The organism is ANME-2 cluster archaeon, assembly GCA_014237145.1.
GTDB lineage: Archaea > Halobacteriota > Methanosarcinia > Methanosarcinales > Methanocomedenaceae > Methanocomedens_A.
Map to the genome: position 1 here is coordinate 19,384 of JAAXOC010000009.1, position 18,886 is coordinate 38,269.

20 protein-coding genes are annotated in these 18,886 nt (G+C 42.6%); 7 read left to right on the forward strand and 13 right to left on the reverse strand.

Translation table 11 applies throughout. From position 1 onward, the window contains the following. The first annotated feature begins 48 nt into the window (after positions 1-48). The 3 genes from HF974_01615 (at position 49) to HF974_01625 (ending at position 2,794) form a co-directional block, all read left to right on the forward strand. Complete coding sequence (locus HF974_01615) at positions 49-642, forward strand: tetrahydromethanopterin S-methyltransferase subunit A (GenBank protein MBC2697040.1); 594 nt, start codon at positions 49-51, stop codon at positions 640-642. 24 nt (positions 643-666) lie between these two features. Further along, complete coding sequence (mtrH, locus tag HF974_01620) at positions 667-1,599, forward strand: tetrahydromethanopterin S-methyltransferase subunit H (protein MBC2697041.1); 933 nt, start codon at positions 667-669, stop codon at positions 1,597-1,599. A gap of 142 nt (positions 1,600-1,741) precedes the next feature. Further along, positions 1,742-2,794 (forward strand): hypothetical protein, encoded by a 1,053-nt coding sequence (locus HF974_01625; protein MBC2697042.1) that lies wholly within the window; start codon positions 1,742-1,744, stop codon positions 2,792-2,794. Between the two features lie 261 nt (positions 2,795-3,055). Here HF974_01625 and HF974_01630 read toward each other — a convergent pair whose 3' ends face one another. Both HF974_01630 and pdxS read right to left on the reverse strand, forming a co-directional pair. Further along, the gene (locus HF974_01630; GenBank protein MBC2697043.1) at positions 3,056-3,193 is read right to left on the reverse strand and encodes a hypothetical protein; all 138 of its coding nucleotides are present in this window, start codon (positions 3,191-3,193) and stop codon (positions 3,056-3,058) included. Between the two features lie 225 nt (positions 3,194-3,418). After that, complete coding sequence (gene pdxS / locus HF974_01635; protein MBC2697044.1) at positions 3,419-4,315, reverse strand: pyridoxal 5'-phosphate synthase lyase subunit PdxS; 897 nt, start codon at positions 4,313-4,315, stop codon at positions 3,419-3,421. 293 nt (positions 4,316-4,608) lie between these two features. On the opposite strand from pdxS, the gene HF974_01640 reads away from it, so the two are divergent. Continuing rightward, the gene (locus HF974_01640) at positions 4,609-5,067 is read left to right on the forward strand and encodes an Lrp/AsnC family transcriptional regulator (GenBank protein ID MBC2697045.1); all 459 of its coding nucleotides are present in this window, start codon (positions 4,609-4,611) and stop codon (positions 5,065-5,067) included. A gap of 273 nt (positions 5,068-5,340) precedes the next feature. Here HF974_01640 and HF974_01645 read toward each other — a convergent pair whose 3' ends face one another. The 4 genes from HF974_01645 to HF974_01660 form a co-directional block, all read right to left on the reverse strand. Then, entirely contained in the window at positions 5,341-5,799 is a 459-nt protein-coding gene (locus HF974_01645) for a pseudouridine synthase (protein ID MBC2697046.1), read from the reverse strand. A gap of 21 nt (positions 5,800-5,820) precedes the next feature. Beyond that, the gene (locus HF974_01650; GenBank protein ID MBC2697047.1) at positions 5,821-6,831 is read right to left on the reverse strand and encodes a homoserine dehydrogenase; all 1,011 of its coding nucleotides are present in this window, start codon (positions 6,829-6,831) and stop codon (positions 5,821-5,823) included. Then, the gene (locus tag HF974_01655; GenBank protein ID MBC2697048.1) at positions 6,828-7,346 is read right to left on the reverse strand and encodes an amino acid-binding protein; all 519 of its coding nucleotides are present in this window, start codon (positions 7,344-7,346) and stop codon (positions 6,828-6,830) included. The genes HF974_01650 and HF974_01655 overlap by 4 nt, the downstream gene beginning before the upstream one ends. A gap of 299 nt (positions 7,347-7,645) precedes the next feature. After that, positions 7,646-9,838, reverse strand: coding sequence for an ATP-dependent DNA helicase (locus HF974_01660; GenBank protein ID MBC2697049.1), 2,193 nt, complete (start codon positions 9,836-9,838; stop codon positions 7,646-7,648). A 964-nt stretch (positions 9,839-10,802) separates the two neighbouring features. On the opposite strand from HF974_01660, the gene HF974_01665 reads away from it, so the two are divergent. Both HF974_01665 and HF974_01670 read left to right on the forward strand, forming a co-directional pair. Next, positions 10,803-11,852, forward strand: coding sequence for a hypothetical protein (locus HF974_01665; GenBank protein MBC2697050.1), 1,050 nt, complete (start codon positions 10,803-10,805; stop codon positions 11,850-11,852). 19 nt (positions 11,853-11,871) lie between these two features. Continuing rightward, the gene (locus HF974_01670; protein MBC2697051.1) at positions 11,872-12,615 is read left to right on the forward strand and encodes a YkgJ family cysteine cluster protein; all 744 of its coding nucleotides are present in this window, start codon (positions 11,872-11,874) and stop codon (positions 12,613-12,615) included. Positions 12,616-12,686: 71 nt separating this feature from the next. Here HF974_01670 and HF974_01675 read toward each other — a convergent pair whose 3' ends face one another. Next, positions 12,687-13,361: an NAD(P)/FAD-dependent oxidoreductase gene (locus HF974_01675; protein ID MBC2697052.1), complete on the reverse strand. Its 675-nt coding sequence runs from the start codon at positions 13,359-13,361 to the stop codon at positions 12,687-12,689. 186 nt (positions 13,362-13,547) lie between these two features. Here HF974_01675 and HF974_01680 point away from each other — a divergent pair, with 186 nt between their 5' ends. Continuing rightward, a complete protein-coding gene (locus tag HF974_01680; GenBank protein MBC2697053.1) occupies positions 13,548-13,994 on the forward strand; it encodes an Lrp/AsnC family transcriptional regulator in 447 nt (148 codons plus the stop codon). A 39-nt stretch (positions 13,995-14,033) separates the two neighbouring features. Here the strand turns inward: HF974_01680 and HF974_01685 are convergent, their stop codons facing one another. The 6 genes from HF974_01685 to HF974_01710 form a co-directional block, all read right to left on the reverse strand. Then, positions 14,034-14,771, reverse strand: coding sequence for a DUF166 domain-containing protein (locus tag HF974_01685; GenBank protein MBC2697054.1), 738 nt, complete (start codon positions 14,769-14,771; stop codon positions 14,034-14,036). Between the two features lie 11 nt (positions 14,772-14,782). After that, complete coding sequence (locus HF974_01690) at positions 14,783-15,073, reverse strand: hypothetical protein (GenBank protein ID MBC2697055.1); 291 nt, start codon at positions 15,071-15,073, stop codon at positions 14,783-14,785. Between the two features lie 299 nt (positions 15,074-15,372). Further along, complete coding sequence (locus tag HF974_01695; protein MBC2697056.1) at positions 15,373-15,798, reverse strand: peptidylprolyl isomerase; 426 nt, start codon at positions 15,796-15,798, stop codon at positions 15,373-15,375. 559 nt (positions 15,799-16,357) lie between these two features. Beyond that, the gene (locus HF974_01700; protein MBC2697057.1) at positions 16,358-17,086 is read right to left on the reverse strand and encodes a tRNA 5'-guanylyltransferase; all 729 of its coding nucleotides are present in this window, start codon (positions 17,084-17,086) and stop codon (positions 16,358-16,360) included. A gap of 17 nt (positions 17,087-17,103) precedes the next feature. After that, positions 17,104-17,382, reverse strand: a complete 279-nt coding sequence (locus HF974_01705; GenBank protein ID MBC2697058.1) for a photosystem reaction center subunit H — start codon at positions 17,380-17,382, stop codon at positions 17,104-17,106. 236 nt (positions 17,383-17,618) lie between these two features. Continuing rightward, a complete protein-coding gene (locus HF974_01710; GenBank protein MBC2697059.1) occupies positions 17,619-18,641 on the reverse strand; it encodes a phosphate uptake regulator PhoU in 1,023 nt (340 codons plus the stop codon). Between the last annotated feature and the right edge of the window lie 245 nt (positions 18,642-18,886).

Consider the following 18,886-nt stretch of genomic DNA (forward strand, 5'->3'; position numbering starts at 1 on the left):
ATCACAACATAAGCCATTAAATAACTGAAAAACAATGAGTGTGCAAGAATGTCGGATGACACCATCGATAAAGAATGGCCACCTGTACGGGGTGATTATACAGTGGTCGACCCAAGCTCGCGGATTTGTGTAGCCACCCTTGCCAGTGACATGGAAGCGTTCCCTGGTGCATGTATGGTAGGCAGCTGCAAGACAGAGAACCTGGGTATTGAGAAGATCATTATAAATACTATTTCAAATTCCAATATCAGGTACATCTTAGTATGTGGCAACGAGTCAAGGGGACACCTTTCAGGCAATACACTTCTTGCAATACACCATAACGGTATAGATGAACAGGGCAGGATAATCGGTTCGGACGGTGCAATTCCTTTTATAGAGAACATCCCGGCAGAGGCCATTGAACGATTCAGGCAGCAGGTGGAACTAATTGACAGGCGCGGACTTGTTGAGACAAATAAGATACAGGAATTGATCAATGAATACCGGTCAAGGGGCAACCCCTTCCCGGAACCGCCGATGGTCATTGAAACCAGGAAGAAGAAACAAAAGATTAATCGTGAGATCACAGGCGGGGACATGATGATAGCTCCCGGAATCATGATGGACTCAACATCAGGGGTCATATTTGCCGAGACCTGAAACAAAAAAACAGGACTGATCAATATGTTCACATTCCAGAAAGTGCAGGAGATCGTAAATATCGCTAATATCAAGATTGGCGGCCAGCCCGGCGAATACCCGACAGTACTGGCAGGGACCATCTTCTACAACAAACACAGCATAGTCCTGGACCCTGGGAAAGGTATCTTTGATAAGCCCGCTGCCGAGAAAATAATCAACAGGCAGCAGGAACTCTCTGATGAAACAGGCAATCCATGCATGGTGCACATCTATGCAGAGAGTCGTGATGCGGCAATGCGCTACCTGGACTTTGTGAGCAATGTAACTGATGCGCCCCTTTTAATTGATTCTACTGAAAGCCGTGTACGGATGGCTGCAGCCAGTTATGTCAGTGAGATCGGACTGGCCGATAAGACCATTTATAACAGCTTGAATATGGCAGTGACAGAAGAAGAGATCGAGGCACTGACTTTATCAGACATGGATACTGCCATCATCCTGGGCTTCAATGCAATGGATTCAAGCCTGGGCGGGCGTATGGAACTATTGGAGAACGGCGGAAAGGTACTGCCTCATGGTCTGTTTGAGACAGCAGATGAATGTGGCATCAAGAAGAAGCTCATCGACCCCAGCATTACTCCCATGGGAAACGGTGCCGGAGTAGCGCTTCGGATGACCATTGCTGCCAAGGCAAAATGGGGCATTCCAGTGGGTTCAGGTATCCATAATGCCCCGTCTGCATGGAACTGGCTTCGAAATATGGGGGAAGATGATAAACTAATTTACAGGATATGTGATATTGCATCCACTGGTATCCAGCAGATGGCAGCCGGGGACTTCATACTGTACGGCCCCATCGAAAATGCGCGATATACATTCCCAATGGCAGCCATGGCTGATATCATGATATCAGAAAGTGTGGCAGACATGGGGATCGAACCGGTGGAAGGTCACCCGATATGGAAATTGGTTTGAATGTATCGATAATGGGGCATGTGAATATACCGATACGTATAAATTTCATATACCATACTATGATATTAGTGGAAGTTTATAATAGAAGTTTATTAGTAGAGCTTCATTAATAGAAGTCTGGTTTTATTGGACGTGACATATTGTGAAAAAGCTGGGATTTTTTAAGCGCAGGAAACTCAAGTCCATATTAAGAAGAACACAAGACGGACTGACAATACTTATCAGGAAAAACCCTACTGTAGATTCTCTTGCAAGTGCCTATGCTCTTGCAAGGATTGCAGAACATTTCCATATCAATGCAAAATGCTATTATTCCGGCACCGTACACCATAAGGGCCTGCTAAATATAATGGGATCTGGTATAGAACCTTTGCCTGATGTAATAACAGATGAAATTTCAGGCACGCTTGCTTTGGTAGATGTAGTCCCAAGTGAATTGCCTGAAGATGTCAGTGCTTTAATTGACATCCCTGCGATAATCATTTCGCATTCCAGGATGGCGAATAAGGATATCAAATGCCATTATAAAGATATAAGGGCAAATGTTGAAACAACTTCCACCATCATGGTCCAGTACTTCAGAAGCCTGAAGGTACCAATAGACAGTACCATAGCAACCATGTTCCTGTTCGCGATCAGGGACAGAACCAGGACTTTTTTAACTAACCTGAATAAACACGGACTTGAAGCATACCTCTTTGTGCTTGAACACATGGACCATGACCTGCTCCTGAAATTAGAGAAACCAGATGTAAAATCCGAGACATTTAATGATCTTTCAAAAGCACTGAATAACAGGGAGATAAAAAGTACATACCTTTTGACCAATACCGGTTATATCAAAGACCCTGGTACTCTGCCAAAGGTATGCAAATATATGCTTGACCTGGAGGGGATATCTACCGCCCTTGTCTATGCAGTGGACACTTCCAATATATACGTATATGCAGTATCCAACAATATCGAGATCAACCTGACACAGGTATTTAAAAAAGCATTCGGACACTGTGGTAATATAATCGGCAATTCGTCTTATGCATCCATTACCATTCCACTGGGGCTGTTTAGTGTAATTACCAAAAATAGCAATAATGTTAAAAGTAAAGAGTTAATGTTAGATACCATTAAAAATTCAATCTCATCAAGGTTCTCCAGGACCATTAAGGAAGGAGAAGGTAAACTGGAAGACGAATAACCTGCTTATTCGATAGAAGGGTAACATCATCCACTAAGTACAGTATCTACAGAACCCAGCCCGGGCCCACCTTTGCACTGGACACAGACTCCCCTTGTAGCATCAAAGCAATTGCTACATACGAGACGACCACATAACTGGCATGTATACATTGTAGCCGAATGGTGACATATACTGCATATTCCTTTTAATTCCAAGATATATCGCCATCGATTGTGGTTAATTGATATAATGTCAAATAATTGAATCCCAAAATATACTTCAGGATGCCTGGTATGGGGAGTAGAACTCTTCGATTATCCACTGGCTCAATTCATCTTCCCAGTTTTTGTCAATGTTTTTCTTATCGACCAACAGGGAAGATTTGTGTTGTTCACATTTTTCGATTTTACATTTCATGATTTTCATACCATTACTTTATACATTACGCTCTAAAAAGCCAACATGTATTATGCCTTAAATAGTTGTCGATTTTTTCTACAGTTATCGTATGAAAAGGATATCCTGTTTTATTTACATTTGATCAAAACAGGATCAAGAAAACGCTCACTTCGTTCGCTTTTTCTAAGCCTGCTGAAAAGTATATACCTTCACTATACGTTAAAAAAGCAAAATGGGTGGTAATTACCACCCTCGGGTCTGCAGTATTTCCTCTTCGGGAATGCTGCTTATACTGATACCTTTCATCTGGTCGCCCAGACCCTTTGAAATCTCGGCCAGTACACCCGGATTGTCAAAATTATTAACAGCTTCTACAATGGCAGAGGCCATCGTGGCCGGTTTTTCGGATTTGAATATCCCACTGCCAACGAAAACACCATCAACACCAAGCTTCATCATCAATGCCGCATCTGCAGGAGTGGCAACACCTCCGGCTGCAAAGTTCACTACTGGAAGGCGCTGTCGTTGGGCGGTATCCACAACCAGTTCGATTGGAGCCTCAATTTCACGGGCTACACGTTCTATTTCCTGAAGGTCCATGCCTTTTAATTTACCAATCTGTTCGTTGATCAGGCGCATGTGCCGCACAGCTTCGCTCACATCGCCTGTGCCTGCCTCGCCTTTAGTGCGTATCATGGCCGCTCCTTCGTGTATCCTTCGCAGGGCTTCGCCCAGGTTCCGTGCTCCGCATACGAAGGGTATGGTAAAATTTCTTTTGTCTATATGATATTTAATGTCAGCCGGTGTGAGCACTTCAGACTCATCGATCATATCCGCGCCTAACGCTTCTAATATCTCAGCTTCTACAAAATGCCCGATACGGGCCTTTGCCATAACAGGTATAGTGACCGAATCAATGATCTCGGCTATGATCTGCGGATCAGCCATCCGTGCCACTCCGCCAGTTTTCCTGATATCGGCCGGAACCATATGCAGGGCCATGACCGCAACAGCCCCGGCATCTTCTGCTATATGCGCCTCTTCCGGATTAGTTACATCCATGATGACCCCGCCCTTTTGCATTTTGGCAAACCCGCGTTTTAATAGTTCAGTACCGTGTCGTAATTTTTCAAGTTCCATTTTATCAACCTGCACTCTAAATGTAATTCATGCCTATTATCTTTACGTCTGGCAGCATGTGAAGTATAATTCCTAATACTCATGTGAGTATGTATCCATAAAATCCAGACTTAATCTAATATGATAAATGATAAAACTTGCTTTCTATTACCGGAAAAAAAGTGCAAACTTTATATATTTATAAAATATAAAATATAAAACTTAATAATCACTTATTTTGCACCACTTTTTTTGATTTTGCTTGATTTGTCGAAATTTTTATATTGTAGTACTATAAGATATTCTGTTTAATTATGGACGAATTGGATATTTTTATTCTTAAATTTCTTTCAAAGAATGGCCGTATGCACAGTACTGACATAGCAAAAGAACTTGGAGTTGCCACTTCTACCATCCACAAACGCATTAAGAACCTTGAATCTGAAGGCATAATTGAGAATTTTACAATAATAACTGACCCGTCCAAACTTGATCTTAACATTACCACATTCATTGGCCTTAATATAGATTCAAGCCTGAGGATCAATATAATCAATAAACTCAATAATATCGAAGATATACTTGAGATATATGAACTGCTGGAACCCTATGACCTGTTTTTAAAAGTAAGGACCTTTGACATAAATTCCCTTAAGAACAATGTACTTCGTATAATCAATGAGATAGAGGGGGTACTTGGGTCAAGCAGCCTGATCACTACAAGGAGGCACAAAGAAAAAGCTTGTAACATTTTAATAAAGGATGTAAAGTAAAATGTGAGGTAAAATAAAATGATTTTAGGTCTGGATACAGTTATGATCCTGACTGTGATAGTATATCTTCTTGGTGGGGTATTCGTATTATTCATTTATGAAGCAATGGGATTGATACAGATATTATGTCAATAAAAAATACCACTGTATCCTTTAAAATATATGAATGTCCTTTCAATGACGTACTGGTGGGTATTCTACCTAATATCTTTCCCAACCCATACTTTCGCAAACCTTGCTCTCCTAACCCTTACTTTACTAACCCTTACTTTACTAACCCTTGCCTTTTCTTACTGCAACAGCAGCCCCGTAATTAAAATCCTTCATCTCGGCTGCACAAAGTAGCGCCTGTCCTGTTACCAGCAGGTTGTTTTCCAGGTCCACCAGCAGTACTTCATCCATGGCCCTGATAGAAGGGTCAACATCAACAACATGTTTTGCAAACAGGGTTTTGCCCTTAAGGACAAAGGGTACTGCATCTGCATGCACCGTCACCCGATATGCGGGCAATTCCAGGAAATCATGCAGGCGCAGGGCACCATTCATGCTCAATGTAAGGAGTCCGTCCCTGGCGCGGACAGTGGCGATCCTGGTCCCGTTAAAACTTACCTGCCTGATCCTGTTGGTCCTGGACATTAGAAACTCTGAATCTTCAGGGAACAGGGCACGGCCTACCCCCCTACCAAACTGGAAATCTGCAATGGTCCTGACACGTTTAAGGTTGCTGGACATAAAACTCAAGAATATAGCCCCTCAATGGCTGTTCCTGCAAATTGCGATAATATCGCTCAATATGGCACTGGCAGTCTCCATTGACCCGGCCCCTTTTCCGGTCACACATACAGGACCTGCCATGTCGGTCTTTAACAAGGCCACGTTAAGTGTGCCTCCCACTGCAAGTGGATGTTGTTCAGGCACAAGTTTGGGCGAAACCTTTATTACGCCATTCTCACCGTCTTTGACCTCTCCAATAAGCTTGATAACCATCCCTTCGTCCCCTGCCAGTGTGAGGGCCTCGGGTGTGATCCTGGTGATGCCTGTAACCTCTACATCATCATAGGTCACATCCATCCCGAAAATGGAATTTGCCAGTATGACAAGTTTACATGCGGCATCGATACCCTCAACATCGTAGGTAGGATCGGTTTCTGCATAGCCCAGTTCCTGGGCTTCACCCAGTACGTGCTGGTATGATAGGCCCTCCTCTGTCATCCGGCTGAGTATGTAGTTGCAGGTACCGTTCAATATCCCTTCTATACCAATGATCCTGTTGCCTGCCAGGGCATCATGTGCCAGGTTCAATATTGGCATGGCACCGCCCACTGTCGCTTCATACCTGAAATGGACAGCATTATTTTTTGCTTCATCACATAACTGGTTGTACTTGAGTGCAAGTGGGCCTTTATTGGATGTCACTACATGCCGCCCATGCCTGAATGCCTCCAGCATAAAGGTAAGACCAGGTTCCCCGTCATCTATATTTGTCGGGGTAGCTTCCACTACCAGTTCATGATCCACATCCCTGATCACTTCGAGGGACATAACATCAGATGTGGCAACTGAACCCGATTCCTTTTTCCTTTCCAGTGCAGCCTCAAGGTCAACTCCATCAAGGTCGATGCATGCACCCAGGCGATCGGATATTGCAACTACTTTGAAGTTTATGCCTGCACTTTCCAGGTAATCCTGTTTATGCAATAATGCATTGGCCACGCCCTGGCCTACTGCCCCGAACCCGATTATGGAAAGTCTTATGGTCTTCATGTTTTCACCGATAATTGATCCTTTTCTATGGGTTCGATGACCAGCAGGTCCTTTTCCGAGGCAACCCGTTTTAATATATCCAGTGCTTTAACAAGTTGTGCCATATCTACTGCACTTATAACCATTGATGCTGATGAGGGTTCATTTATCCCGGGCATGGAGATAGACAGGCTCACCACTTCGGCAAAGCCAGTGCTGTCGATCTGGTCAATGGTATCACCCATGTCACTGTTGACTATGTGGCCTATAAGAATGACCGTCACTTCTTCGTACATTAATTTTTTTCCTACACATACTATACGGACCCCTCCATTTTCCAGTTCGGCAATGATATCATCCAATTTTCCGTTGGTCAACTGGAAAACGACCTGCACAGGTATGGCACCCCTGGGTGTGCGCTGGTCGTGGTGGTGCAGGACACTCATTATATTGGCACCGAACGTGGAAAGTGGTTTGAGGGCCTGGACAAGCTGGCCGGGTCTATCCTTCAACTCAAGGTCCATTGAAACAATCATAGAATATATTCCTGGGAGATATTTCAGGCATTTAAGCCTGTGGCGTTAAAATTTGATTCATTTACGCCCTTGTCAGTATTAAGCGTTTTGTGTATTTGGTTTTTCAACATATAGGAATTATATACTTCCCTACCGGCTTAGAAAATGCGAACGTTAGCGAGCATTTTATTGGCGTATAGGAAATTACAAACGCATTTCGATATCGATATAGTTAATTTTCTTACTTTCAATAAAATCTTTTGACAGGATTTACAGGATTGGATCGTATCCTGTCAATCCTATCTGAAATTTCCATTTTCTTAATCAACAGGTCCCTGTATATCATTAAAAAAGTTCATCAATGAGAATTTAACTTTTTCCAGTTCCACATCTATGATCTCCTCACGCTCCTCCTGCGGAAAGGCATTAAATACCGAATATTTTTTCCACTGCCGAGGTGATGAGGTAGTGAACCTGCCGTCCAGCAGGATCCGCACGCCATGGTCAGTTGGGGATCGAATGACCCGACCCATTGCCTGCCTGATCTTACGTATGGCAGGCACCTGGATCGCATAATCCCAGCCGTGCCCGGCAAACTCATGCTCATAAGCGGATTCAATGGCCCGCATACGATCGTTCAGGGCAGGGTAGCCCACCCCTACGATCACAACAGTCCTGCCCCGCCCCTCTTTGTAATCTACACCTTCGGTCAGGGTACCCCACAGGTATGAAAATATCACAGCTTTATGGCCAGATTCACCGATCTGGAAGAACTCCTCCCTGATCTTCTGGGAAGATGTACCTACTTCGTCCAGGTACACGGGTATGTCGGTAGTGATGCGATCCTTATACATCAGGGCTTCGTGATAACTCTGGAAGAACACCAATATATTCCCCCTGCTGCAGTGGATGATATCGTTAAGTGCATAGGTCACTTGTTCAATTATAATGGGATCGTCCCGGTTCCTTGCAAACAGGGGCGGTATATTAACGGCAATAGTAAGCCTGTTATCTTCAGGGAATGTAAGGCCGAATGCTATTTCTTCCACCTGCCTCTTGATGGCAAGTGAGGCACCCATTACATGGAAGGGCTTAAGGGTGGCAGACATGAGGATTGAGGAGTATAATGAACTAAACAGCGGTGCGGTAATGTTTCGCGGGATACACGAAACAAGTTCTATCCTGCCTTCCATTTCGCCATCCCGCATTCTCAGGTTGAGTATTGGATAATAGATGGGGTCCGCAGCATGTTCAAGATAGAACCTGGCAAACTCGGCACTGCGCAGCAGCTGGGACCTTTTGCGCCTTCCTGCATGTCCGTTTTTATACTGATCTTTATAAAAATCATCCAGGAACTGCCCCAGTTCAACTGCTTCTTCAATCAGTTCACCCAGGTCGGTTATCCCTGCCTCTTCCACCTGTTCCAGTAAACGATGCAGAAAATAGTCGTTTTTGTGTTTAGGGTCGCAGATGCTTACATCCTTCCATGTGCTGCTCAACCGTTCCCTTTCACCGAACTCCAGTCTTGACTCGTATGTATCCTTCAAATGCAGGTGCATGGTCTTGAAGAACACCTCCATATCCCTTATGCGGTATGAATCGTTCCTGCCCATGGCCTCGTTGGCAGTAACTTCCTCATATGCGTGCTGCAAGCTGTATTCTGGCAGCATCATGGATGAGTGGCTCCTGGCAGCAGATTCGATGTTATGGGCCTCATCAAAGATTATTATTACATCATCCAGTCCCCTGTCTATCCAGCCCAGCAGGTTGCTTAAGATGTCAAAGTTCAGGATATGGTGATAATTACAGATTATCAGATCGGCATGTATCATCTGGCGTTTGACCAGTTCATAACTACACATTCCTCTTTCATATGCCCATTCGTTCAAGTCCTCTGGTGTGCGTACATCTTCATAGTACCATGCAGAAAAATCCTCTATATCAGATATTGCAACTTTATACAGGTAAGAGCAGTGCCGGTCACGAAGTTCCCTGACACGTTTTTCAATTTCATTGAGTTCAGCCATTCTGCTCAGTTCACCGGACATCGTCCTGACAGATCCTGGAGCTGATCTATCCGGGCCCGGTTCTAATTCCTGCTGCAGATCAAGGCGCGATTCAAGTTCAATGATCTCCCGCTCTTTGCCTATCAACTCATAGGTATTTTCCCGAAGCACACTGCAGGTCTCGTAATCCTCATCCCTGGGGCACATGTGCTTTTTCCCTTTCAGGATTGCTACTTTTATGTCCTGTTTCTGCTTGATCTCCCTGGATTCCTCAAAGAACTGAAGCATCTGCTGGTGGACATTGGTGGCGATGATGACCACCTTGCCCAGTTTTTGTGCTGCGGCCAGGGACGGAACAAGGGCACTCAAGGTCTTTCCGGTCCCGCAGGCACCTTCGAACATTATTATTTTTTTGTCCAGGATGGCCTTATAAATGGAATCCATTGCCTCTTCCTGGTTAGGGTAACAGGTAGGCTTGGGGAAAAAATTCATGAGGCTGGAAGTCATCAAAGTAACATTCCTATTACCCTTTAAATATGGTTGGTAATTCACCATCAGAAATTATACAAACATTCATCAATTTTAAAAGATCTAGCTTAAGTGATGGTATCAGATATTAAAGAAAATAATTGCTCCATCACATTATTTGTTTCTGGTGTAAATCTTTTCGTAAGTAATATTACAAAAAAATATTTCATTTAATATCATATAAACTTATATTAAATAAGTAAATATCTATCTACATATATCTAATTAAATTGATTTAAATTGGCCATTATCAGATAATAATTAAAAGTATCTAATAGCACATAAAAAGATTTATCTATTTTGGAGGCTTATCGAATATTGGAGATGTGTTGAATATGTATTTACAATGCCAAACATGTGGCTATAAGTACAATTTTTTCATGAGCGACATAAAAGCCAAATGTATAATCTGTCAGTCTGACCAGGTTATAGTTGAAAAACCAGAAATTGAAATTGAAATTGAAATTGAATCGAGTAGTGTCGAGTCAACCATACAATATCGCTAGATATATTATCTGACACTGTTCCATTTCCCAGTTATTTTTAAGACGCAGATTTACACTGATCTACGCAGATTTAAGGTTGCATCTGAGTAACCTGCACGCCCTTAAGGCGTAGCAGGCATTCACTTCCCGCGGAAGTGAATGTATCTGTGTAAATCTGCGTCTAATATTATTATTAAAATAATTTGATTTTAGAATTGTGCCCTATGCCCTTCATAATCTGACACTTGAAGGTTGACTCGACAGTAGGAGTAGTTTAATTTGCTTGACTCAATTGCTTTATTTTCAAACTTTTATAAGCTGTAAATTTTTTGTATTTGAATTTTGCTCAATTTTTTAGTTTAGTATAAAATGCATTCATAATATGCTATTGAGTATGGGGTGTGCTTGAACTGAACAAATACAAATATTATATTAGTAATCAGCAATAACGGTTCAATGTGAGTAAAATGGATAAAAAGATATTGATGTTATGTGTAGCGTTCATGATATTTTCAACTGCAGTCCATGTTCATTCTGAAACCATTCCTGCAAATATCTGGGAGTTCACCGAAGATTACTATAACGTGATAGGTGAACCGCAATTAACAGCTTCTATTGTGGGAAACCCGGAATATGAAAGTGGTGAGACATCTACGATTTTTATCCAGTTGATGAATGACGGGCTTATATTCGGGTTTGAGACTGATGAGACCCCATCCGGCTCCAATGAAACCATGGATGCCCAGGCAGAGCTTGACCTGGAATACGATGTCACTACTGCCATCAATATCAGGGGAACCCTGGAAACTGAAGATGGAAATGCATTCAGGGTTTTAAGCGGTCTCCAGCAGGCAGGCTCTCTTCGGAGCAGCGAAACATCCCAGCCAATGGAATTCGACATTGAGATATTTGAGAACGCACCTGCGGGAATATACGACCTCACGCTTAACCTGACATACCAGTACCAGTATGACGTAAAGGTCGAAGGATATCCTGAAAAAGAATTCGATTACTGGTACATCACCAAAAACCAGACGATCCCTCTTCAGATAATAGTTAAACCAAGGGCCCAGTTCGAGATCGTGAAGGTCAGTGATAGCCTGGTCTCAGGTGGGCAGGGTGTTCTTCATATCACGTACAAGAACACAGGGGATGAAGTGGCAGAGGATGCTGTGGCCAGGATAAGTGTGGTAGACCCCTTTAGTACCACTGATGACCAGGCATTCCTGGGTACACTGAACCCTGGGGACTCATATGAAGCACAATATAAGGTAAAAGTGGATAAGGATGCCCTTCCCAAGGCCTATGGTATCAATACCGAAGTAAAATACAGGAATGAACACGGCGATACACAGATATCGGATGTTATGAAAGCATCTATTGAGGTGCGGGAATCCGTTCCCCTGGCCCAGAGGATAGGGTATGCAGGTTATCTGCTGGTAATTTTCGTAATCCTGGGCGCTGTAGGATACTATTTCTACAAAAAACAGGGCAATACAGGAAAATGAGATATCCGGAAAAACACAGGTGATCAAATTAACTCCCAAACCAATTGAATCCACCATAATACAAAAAAAGCAAGAACTCCGGGGTGTCATTGATTATCCGGATAAAACACTTAGCAGCATTATCAGGGAAATTGGATTTAAATGCGACCTGTGTGGTAAATGCTGTACAGCAGAATTCAATGACCATGTATTCCTGCTGGATACTGATACCGCCCGGATAAAGCAGATAGCACCGGACGCCCTCATCCCTGCACCGTACTATGAGTTCTGTGACAGGAAGGGAAGGTTCTATGTGTCGGGCTATGCCCTCAAGAGCAGGCCGGATGGTTCATGCATTTTCCTGGAACAGGGACGGTGCAGTATCTACAGCCAGCGTCTTACTATTTGCCGGATATATCCGTATATGCTTTACAGGGAGGCAGATGAAGATGGAAATATGGACTGGCGGCAGATAAGCGGTTTGAACGAGCACGGGTGCTACCATACAGATATTGAGGAAAGACAGTGCCGCCAGATCGCAGAGGTGACTAAGGGATATGAGATTGCCTGTCTGAAACAGGAGATAGGGTTCCTGGAGGCAGTAGATGCCCACTTTGGGAAGAACAGGCTCAGGCACGTACAGGGAATCTACGACAAACAGATGAGGCATTTTCAGCATGGCGGTGAGATAGAGGTCTTGGTGTATTATGACGGGGGGTTCGAGAAGAACTTGATACGAATAAGCGATTATGTATCGGGCAGTGTATCATTTGCCATCGGTTAAGGCCACTATCTACAGAAAAAAAAGAGATGGATCGGTCAGCATCCTGACCCAATCACACCTTTTAATGGTAACTATTTAAGTACACCATTCGAAAACTCAGTAAACCCTATGCGTTCTATGAATTCACCTAAACGCTCTTTTGGCTTACTATTCGCTTTATAGTAGTCAATGATATCCTGAGTCACTTTCATTGCATCATCTATCGATGCAGCATAAGTCAGTTCAGTTCCAATTCTCGGCTTCCTGCCAGCTTCACCACCAACTACTACTTTGAATCCATCCTTGAAACCAATGAACCCAATATCCTTTACCCACGACTCAGCACAGCAGTTCGGACATCCGGATGCTCCCATCTTGAACTTGGCCGGCAGACTCATACCATGATAAGTTTCATGCAGTGCCATCCCAAGGCTCAAACTATCTGAGACAGCTCGTTTACAGAATGCAGTTCCGGGACATATTTTGACACTTCGAACACACAGCCCTATCGCAGCACCAGGGCTCATTCCAAGGTCTTTCCAGGCATTATCAATATCTTCTTCTTTAAGGCCTACGATCACCATCCGCTGTGCACTTGTGATCTTTATTGCTGCTGCATTATATTTTTCTGCGACATCAGCGATCTTACGTAAAATTTCCGGCGGTACTATACCGGCAGGCGTATCAGGTGCTATTGCATATGTTTCCCTGTCTCTTTGCAGTACTGCTCCTTTCTCAGGAAGATCTGTTTTCTTTTCATCAGCCATTTTCATAACTCCTTATTTAGTATCTGGTACGCAAACCTTTTAAAGGTTTATCGATATGCTAATATTTATTATGAATATATAACTTTATGGTACGAATTTCGTCCTTTTATGGTATATAAAGTATAAATTTCCCCCCAAATCTTGTTCCCCATATAATGTATAAACCAACGTGATGATACTACAATGATCGACGAAAAAAATCTAAAGATAATAGATATGCTGCGTGAGAATGCACGCATTCCAGTTACAGAAATTGCATCAAGGCTTGATGTTAGTGAATCAACTATACGAAAGCGTATCAGAACACTTGAAAAAAATGGCGTAATAACACAATACACTGTTGTTGTTGATCCTTCAAAACTCGGTTACAATTCGGTTTCTATGGTTGGTATAGATGTTGAATCAACACATCTTCTTGATGTCGCAATGCGAATGACCGAATTTCCTGAAGTGAAATTTGTTGCAACTTCAACTGGAGACCACATGATCATAACAGAGATCTGGACCAATGATAGCAAAGAACTTGGCAGGTTTATTACTGAGAACATTGAAAAACAGGAAGGCGTAAAGAGGGTATCTCCAACTATTATCCTGGAGAACTGGAAAGTGCATAGTGGATATCTACTGCCGTGATAATTAATTATGGAATTACTGATCTAATTATCTAATTATCTAATGAAGTCCTTTCTCTACAGCCTCCCGAATAATATATCCTCCTTTATGCAGTATAGTATCTTCCAGTTGCACATCCCTATCCATGCTGGCTGTACATGGATATGAGTGATGGGCATTTGAAATTGTTTCTTTATATCCTGCTGTATCTGACCACTTTAATTTCCTTGCCACAAACCAGGTGCTTCCACAGGGAGCGTCCCTGAGTACTTCTACCCTGGTAAAAAATCTGCCATCTTCACTCAAACATATCTTTAGTTCAGGTTTACCAAACCCAAGCTTTACGAACATATCGATCACAGGCTTACCTGTCAGTGTTAATGAGCAGAACGGCTTGGGGAACTCACATTCTACACCTATGGATTCAAGTTTTTCACGTATCTGTTTTTGAAGCCCTGGTGGTGCCCAGCCCGGCTCTTCCACAGGAACGATCACTGCCCTGGTATTTGTTGATTCTGCTATTGCAGGGATATCAGCCAGCAGGTCAGGGTGGATACCCAGAGCAATGATCAGGTCACAATGACCGATCTTTGGAAACAGATCTGCTGGATCTTCAATAAAATCAGGCAGGTCTGCTGGAAGTTCATGGATCTCATACACCATATCTGCAAAAGACATCCTGCCTGCGCGACACTTATCACACAGATCGCCGCAGGCCGTACAGAAATTACTGAGATTTACCAGGTTTCCAACAACCTTTTTTCCAAACTCACCGGAATACAATATACAGATCTGCATATATCCCTCTATCATGTTCCAAATGCTTGCTTAAAGCTGTCCATCAACTCTTGAGTATTGTGTACTCTTTTTGAATATTTCTTATTTTTATTAATAACGCTTAAATGAACAGAAGGTGTTTCAACTGGTTCGCCAAAAATACCCTGCATGATCCCGGCAAAGATATTCTGGGTCTTTTTATCTTCGAGATCCAGTTCCCCGAAATGTGCAAACCATATACCCAGTTTATTCTCTCCCGAGCTTATGGTTATTTTCCTTATCCTGTGCTCCCACCATGTATGCACCTTGATATCGTATTCCATAGTTATTCCTCATTATTAATAATATACTCTTCATATTCAATACTTCCGAATACCCTTGCTTCCGAATAGTCCTACTTCTGATTAGTGATCAGTTAGTCTTTATTCCTCACAGCGTGTAAAAAATTTGTAACAGTATAAACGATTTTCCATAATAAAAAGGATACCATCTTACGGCACTGTCCGCTGCACATTTTGCAAAGTGGATGTCATAGTGTAACTATAATATCCACTTTATCTTAATGTGAACGATCTCTTTTGCTTACAGGGAGTTTAAAGGGAGCTAACAGGGAAGTTCCTGCCTACTCTTCAACAACCTTTACCTGTTTCATCACGTCGCCCTGGCGTATAGCATTCACTACATCCATACCTTCGATCACCTGGCCGAATACGGTATGCACACCGTCAAGATGGGGCTGGGGCGAGTGGGTGATAAAGAACTGGCTTCCTCCTGTATCCTTTCCTGCATGGGCCATAGAGAGTGTACCTGTAAGGTGTTTTTTGGGATTTATCTCGCATTTTATGGCATATCCAGGCCCGCCTGTGCCGTTACCTACGGGACAGCCGCCCTGTACCATGAAATTCGGGATGACCCTGTGGAATTTGAGACCGTTATAGTATCCCTTGTTTATCAGTTTGACAAAATTCGCCACTGTGTTGGGGGCATCATTTTCGAACAGTTCCAGTACAATATTACCTTTATCGGTTTCAATAATTGCTTTTTTCATAATTGTTTACCTCAATGCAGGATTAATGGATGAGGTTGATTTAATAGTTTATGTCTACTTAAGATTCCGGATGATGGGAATTACAGACCGCCGAACATGGCGAATTATTAACCTGTGTTGACATAAATCCACAGCTAGTCGAAATAATTGAGAATCACTTTCAACTGATGCTTTTAAATAACCGGGAAATGATTTATTTATATGGTGCGTTAATTATATAATCTAATACTTGATAATATTATTATAATTTCTGTACATATGATCTGATCAAGAAAAAGAGGAATCTATTTGTTATTACCAATAAAATGCCCTCGTCTTCAAACAGGTTGCTATGCTATAATGCCAGGCAGGGAAGAGCATATTAACAAGTGTTATGATAAATGTGAAAAACTGGAAGAATACATCTATTGCGAACACTACAGCAGTGGTGCACTGATCCAGGAAAGTAATATTCACATAATGCAAATTGTGCAATCCGCACGCAAACGATAATCAAGAATTCTATTTTAAGAATAAGAAGTACATCTGGCTTAGTTTCACATCTGGTTTTTTTGTTATTTTATTGGAGGATATTCTCTATCATCCGGGATCCTTCTTCTGTCTTGAATATCGGAGGCTCCCAGTCCTTTACTATCTGGGTTCTCATGGCTTTTGTTTTTTCTCCAGTCAACAGATTTTGACCATCCTTTTCAAACTTCTGTTTATAGACCAATATACCTCTGCGCTGCCATGCAGGAGTTTCTGATAGGTTAACACCATAACCCCAGGCAAGTTCATGCAGGTCATCGGATTTCAGGCCTTTCAACCTTTCTGCGGCTTGTTTAGCTGAAAAACCATCATCTCTTAAAAGGTAAAAAGCATATGAACTCACCAGGTTGCGCCAGCATTCCTCCTGACGCCAGATCAGGTACTCAATTATATTTTTAGAATCTATTACGCAAACCCTTGAGTCAAAAGACATAGGATCGGGGCTGCCCAGGTTCAAGGCAAGTGCTGAAGAAATAAAGCTGGGAATAACAGAATCGACCTTCTCCAGCCTGCCATTGAACGGAAGGTTCCTCATAAATAGCAGGCTGATCTCATCTGAAAATAAATATGCTAACACAGGATTGATCGCACTTTTTTTAGAAAAGAGTTCAATGGATTCAACCATTCCATTAGCGAAACGAAGATCAAATGGTTTGCTAAAATTTAATTTGCGAAGGACCTTTCCAAACCTTCTCCCATCGACTCTCACAATAGCCGTGTCCGGAACCTTTAGTTGCGAGAATATCTCACAGTCCTTCATCCTGGCATTAAAAAGCATTAATCAGATTCTTCTTCCTCTTCCTCTTTAGACTTTTTTAACCGGTGAACCATCTGTTTTATAAGAATAACATCAGCTACTGCAATTACCCAGCGATAAGGCAGGATTATGCCCTTATTGCCTTCAACATTGAACAACTTATCATTTATTTTTCTCACTGCCAATCCCGTTATCTTGGATTCATTGGGATCGAGGATGACATCATTGACTTTACCAATATAAACGCCCTTATCAGTGTAAACGTTTAATCCGAACAATGTAGATATTTCCGCGCGCATGATTATCCCTCTTTTGCTATGTGTTAAACTTATGTAGATATATACTTTTTTAATCCATATTTATTTTTCGGGATTATACAGTACTTTGCAGAGCCCTACACATGCTGGCCTAACAGCCATCTTACACCCTGTTAACGCCTGGTGGACAGTGGTGCATATACGACTGCAATTTCACGATAAATTGAGTGTATCGATGAGGATGTAGAGAGAATGAGCGAACTTAATATCTGGTAATCTCAGATCTCCCGCAGTTCTTTAACACTCATATTGATCGATACTTCGGCAATATCAGCGCTATACTCAGCTATCCGTTTCAAACTCTCAAGGATCGATCTCATTTCAGTACCGGATATACATGGATCTGCATTTTTCCTGTTCTTCTTAGCAAGAGAAGCACCGGCAGTTACAGCTTTTTTCGCATTTGCAATGACCCTGTTCGCATGTTTTACATCGTTTTCTGCAAGTAATTTGACAGCATCAGTAAAAACATTATGTACATGCACCCCCATCTTAAAGATCTGATCGCCCTCATTGATCCCGTGATCCAGTTTGATGATATTCTTTGCCATCCGCTCGGCATGATCGCCGATCCGCTCCATGCTCTTTGTGGCGAGCCGGTATCCGAGGCATTCTCTTGGGCGTTTGATCCCTATCTTCTCGGAAAGATGCGGGTCCTCTATTGCTGCTTTGAGCTGACGTACTGTCAATAAATAGAAACGGTCTACTTCATTATCTCGCTGGATGATATCCGTTGCAAGTTCAAGATCATGGTCACGCAATGCACGCATGACATCCTCCAGCATAGATGACACAAGCCTGGACATGCTTTGCATAGCTTTATCGAGTGACAGGTCACGGTAGTTAAGAAGGCTTTGCAGGACCAGTTCATTCCTGGACTCTTCAATGACCTCAAGACCAATCAACCTTTGGCGTGCGGCGTCCTTGATAAACTTCCTGTCAGATACACTGAATCCTTTATGTGAGACCAGTTTTATAATGTCATATCCGACAAGGTAGTGTGCAACAAGACACCTGAAGTTATCCTCAGGATCATCACCCTGGAAGAGTTCGATGGTTGCTTTATAAAGCCGCTCCTCTACCTTTGGCTCTGATGATATCAGGAGTGTCCGGTCCGGCTGCGGTGACAGTGTTACGGAATCTCCGGCTGACAGCCCGATCTCCCGCACCCACTTGATGGGTAAGGACACTATGAATGTAGAGCCGCCTGTTAGCTGTATCTTTCTTTTTTCGGGTGTGATAGTAATTCCACCTCATTAGTCATCGGTTAAGGAGTTTGACTGGCTCGATATGTATTGTTTTCCAAATAACCAATGATTTTTTATGATTTACCAATTTAGTTTGAATGGAACACAGATGACACGGATTAGACGGATTTTCACGGATTTATTTTGGTATCCGCGCGAATCCGTGTCATCCGTGTTCTATCACAATATTACTCTTAACCGATGACACATGAATTCCACCTATATAGAATAGTGGTATT

Bases quoted from the DNA above. Each gene is read 5' to 3' on its own strand.
- HF974_01615 (MBC2697040.1), top strand. From the start codon at position 49: ATGTCGGATGACACCATCGATAAAGAATGGCCACCTGTACGGGGTGAT.
- mtrH (MBC2697041.1), top strand. From the start codon at position 667: ATGTTCACATTCCAGAAAGTGCAGGAGATCGTAAATATCGCTAATATC.
- HF974_01630 (MBC2697043.1), bottom strand. From the start codon at position 3,193: ATGAAATGTAAAATCGAAAAATGTGAACAACACAAATCTTCCCTGTTG.
- pdxS (MBC2697044.1), bottom strand. From the start codon at position 4,315: ATGGAACTTGAAAAATTACGACACGGTACTGAACTATTAAAACGCGGG.
- HF974_01640 (MBC2697045.1), top strand. From the start codon at position 4,609: ATGGACGAATTGGATATTTTTATTCTTAAATTTCTTTCAAAGAATGGC.
- HF974_01645 (MBC2697046.1), bottom strand. From the start codon at position 5,799: ATGTCCAGCAACCTTAAACGTGTCAGGACCATTGCAGATTTCCAGTTT.
- HF974_01650 (MBC2697047.1), bottom strand. From the start codon at position 6,831: ATGAAGACCATAAGACTTTCCATAATCGGGTTCGGGGCAGTAGGCCAG.
- HF974_01655 (MBC2697048.1), bottom strand. From the start codon at position 7,346: ATGATTGTTTCAATGGACCTTGAGTTGAAGGATAGACCCGGCCAGCTT.
- HF974_01660 (MBC2697049.1), bottom strand. From the start codon at position 9,838: ATGACTTCCAGCCTCATGAATTTTTTCCCCAAGCCTACCTGTTACCCT.
- HF974_01675 (MBC2697052.1), bottom strand. From the start codon at position 13,361: ATGGCTGATGAAAAGAAAACAGATCTTCCTGAGAAAGGAGCAGTACTG.
- HF974_01685 (MBC2697054.1), bottom strand. From the start codon at position 14,771: ATGCAGATCTGTATATTGTATTCCGGTGAGTTTGGAAAAAAGGTTGTT.
- HF974_01690 (MBC2697055.1), bottom strand. From the start codon at position 15,073: ATGGAATACGATATCAAGGTGCATACATGGTGGGAGCACAGGATAAGG.
- HF974_01695 (MBC2697056.1), bottom strand. From the start codon at position 15,798: ATGAAAAAAGCAATTATTGAAACCGATAAAGGTAATATTGTACTGGAA.
- HF974_01700 (MBC2697057.1), bottom strand. From the start codon at position 17,086: ATGAAGGACTGTGAGATATTCTCGCAACTAAAGGTTCCGGACACGGCT.
- HF974_01705 (MBC2697058.1), bottom strand. From the start codon at position 17,382: ATGCGCGCGGAAATATCTACATTGTTCGGATTAAACGTTTACACTGAT.